The sequence below is a fragment of the Mycobacterium sp. TH-M15 genome (genome assembly GCF_057473705.1).
On the sequence record NZ_JBYCLB010000510.1, the window covers coordinates 1 to 2,655 of the forward strand.

Below are 2,655 nucleotides of genomic sequence, written 5' to 3' on the forward strand. Positions count from 1 at the left end.
GCGCCTCGCCGAGGTTGGTCGCCCCGCACACGAACGGCACGGTGAACTGCCACTTGTCGATGTGGTGGGTGTAGTCGGCCGGGGTGAGCACCTCGGATTCGTCGATGTAGTCCACCCCGAGGCTCTGCAGGATCTGCGCCTCGACGAAGTGCCCGATCCGCACCTTGGCCATCACCGGGATGGTGACCGCGGCAACGATGCCCTCGATCATGTCCGGGTCGCTCATCCGCGACACCCCGCCCTGGGCGCGGATGTCGGCGGGGACCCGCTCCAGCGCCATCACCGCCACGGCACCGGCACCCTCGGCGATCCGGGCCTGCTCGGGGGTGACGACGTCCATGATCACGCCGCCCTTGAGCATCTCGGCCATACCGCGCTTGACCCGCGCGGTCCCGGTCTGCCCGTTGCCGCCCGGCTCGCTGCCGTTCGACCCGTTCTGCGCCGCGCTCTCCACCTGTGCTTCTCCTTCGCCGCTGCCGGCGACCAGTCTAGTGCGGTGCGGCGATCGGTTTTCGCCACCGGGCCTCGGCCGGGCCGCAGGTTGACAACAACCCTGCCGCTTCCTGAGCAAAGCATGTAGATTGGCCGAACCGGCCGGAGGTCGGTCCGCCCGAGGAAGACCACAAGGAGTCAGACAGCATGCATCGTGTCCCCGGAAATCGGCGTCCGGCCGTAGCTGCGACCACCCTGGCGGCGCTGGCCGTCGGTGGAGCGATCGCGGGCGCCGGCATCGCCGCCGCCGACCACGGCAGCCAGTCGTTCACCATCGCCCCCGTCGTCCAAGGCGGCGGCCCACCGGCGCCGCCGGCGCCACCGGCACCGGAGCCCGCCGACTCGGCCGCGCCGCAAGCCCCGGGTGACGCCCCGGCGGATGCGCCGAGCGCACCACAGCAATGACGCCGACGGCAGGGCATGCATCGGTCGGCGGGATAGGTGCGGATCGGTGACCGGCCCCGCCGTCAGGTGACTCGGCTCCGGCTGGCCCGCCTGGGTGTGGCGGTGTCGGCCGGCGCGCTGTTCTATGCCAGCTTCCCGCCGGTCAACTGGTGGTGGGCCGCCATCCCGGCGTTTGCGCTATTGGCGTGGGTGTTGACCCGGCCGGAGACGACGATCGTGGGCGGCGCCGGCTACGGGCTGGCTTTCGGCATGGCCTACGCCGTGCCGCTGGTGCCGTGGGCCGGCTCCTTCGCCGGACCGCTGGCCTGGCTGGGCCTGGCCGGACTGATCGCGCTGTTCACCCCGTTCTTCGGCCTGGCGGCGGTGCTGGTCCGACGGCTGCCGGGCTGGCCGGTGTGGTTCGCTGTGTTGTGGCAGGTCGCGGAGTGGCTGCGGTCGTGGGTTCCGTTCCGCGGAGTCCCCTGGGGAGTGGTGGCGGCCGGTCAAGCCGGCGGACCGCTGTTGCCCCTGGTGCGCCTGGGCGGATCGCCGTTGCTGTCGGTCCTGGTCGTGCTGGCCGGCTGCAGCCTGACCGCGATCGCCCGCGAGATCGCGGCGACGTCCGGTACGGCCAGCCGGCTGCGGGCGTCGGCGCCGGCCGGGGTGTACCTGGGGGTGGTGTCGCTGCTCGCGGTTACCGCGTTCGCCCTGGTGCACCGGCCCGCACCGGCCGACCAGCCATCGGTGAGCGTGGCGGCGGTGCAGGGCGGTGTGCCCCAGCTCGGCTACGACTTCAACGCGCAGCGGCGCGCCGTGCTGGACAACCACGTCCGCGAGACGCTGCGGCTGGCCGAGGACATCCGGGCCGGCAAGGCCGCCCGCCCGGCGTTCGTGGTGTGGCCGGAGAACTCGTCGGACATCGATCCGCTGATCAACCCCGATGCGGGCCGGCAGATCACGGTCGCCGCTCGGGCGGTGGGGGTGCCGATCCTGGTGGGAGCGCTGCTGATGGTGCCGGGCACCCCCGCGAACTTCCCCGGCTACACCAACACCGTGATCGTCTGGGAGCCGCAGACCGGACCGGGCGAGCGGCACACCAAGCAGTTCGTACAGCCGTTCGGCGAGTACCTGCCGTGGCCGGCGTTGTTCGCCCGGTTCGCCACCCACATCAACCGGTACGGCTACATCACCGCCGGCCGCAGCACCGGCGTGGTGCACGCCGGCGGTGTCGCGGTCGGTGTGGGCAGCTGCTGGGAGGTGACGTTCGACCGTGCGCTGCGGCAGTCGGTGAACAACGGCGCGCAGCTGCTGGCGGTCCCGGCCAACGCGGCCACCTTCGGCACGCTGATGAGCGAGCAGGAGCTGGCCTTCGCCAAAGTCCGTGCCGTGGAACTGGACCGGTACGTCGTCGTCGCCAGCACCACCGGGGTCAGCGCGGTGATCACCCCGCACGGCGGCGAGTCGGCCCGGACCGGCTACGTCACGCCGGCATACCTGGACGTCCCGGTCGGCCTGCGGACCGGCGTGACCCCCGCGGCCCGCTGGGGCGCCGCGCTGCAGGCGATGCTGGTCGGCATCGGCGCCGCTGCGGTGCTGGCCGCCACGGCCGCGCGGTGGCGGCGACACCGCACACCCGGCCGCGGCGGGTCCACCGTCTCCCCCGGGGCGCCGGCCGATCAGCGGATCGGCTGAGGCTTCGGCGGCGCGGCCGCGTCGGCCGCCGCGTTCGCCGCGGCCAGCCGCTCGCCCAGCTGCAGCGGGTACACCGTCTCCCCCGCT

General features: G+C 73.2%; 3 protein-coding genes. 2 read left to right on the forward strand and 1 reads right to left on the reverse strand.

The genetic code is table 11. From position 1 onward, the window contains the following. Positions 1–370: beta/alpha barrel domain-containing protein (locus AC2VNT_RS12485; protein ID WP_486947161.1), on the reverse strand; the 370-nt coding region annotated here is incomplete at its 3' end. 269 nt (positions 371–639) lie between these two features. On the opposite strand from AC2VNT_RS12485, the gene AC2VNT_RS12490 reads away from it, so the two are divergent. Both AC2VNT_RS12490 and lnt read left to right on the forward strand, forming a co-directional pair. Then, complete coding sequence (locus tag AC2VNT_RS12490) at positions 640–897, forward strand: hypothetical protein (protein ID WP_486947159.1); 258 nt, start codon at positions 640–642, stop codon at positions 895–897. 36 nt (positions 898–933) lie between these two features. Further along, positions 934–2,568, forward strand: coding sequence for an apolipoprotein N-acyltransferase (gene lnt / locus AC2VNT_RS12495; RefSeq protein WP_486947160.1), 1,635 nt, complete (start codon positions 934–936; stop codon positions 2,566–2,568). Positions 2,569–2,655 lie beyond the last annotated feature (87 nt).

Excerpts from the sequence above, each read along its gene's own strand:
- AC2VNT_RS12490 (WP_486947159.1), top strand. The coding sequence starts at position 640 with ATGCATCGTGTCCCCGGAAATCGGCGTCCGGCCGTAGCTGCGACCACC.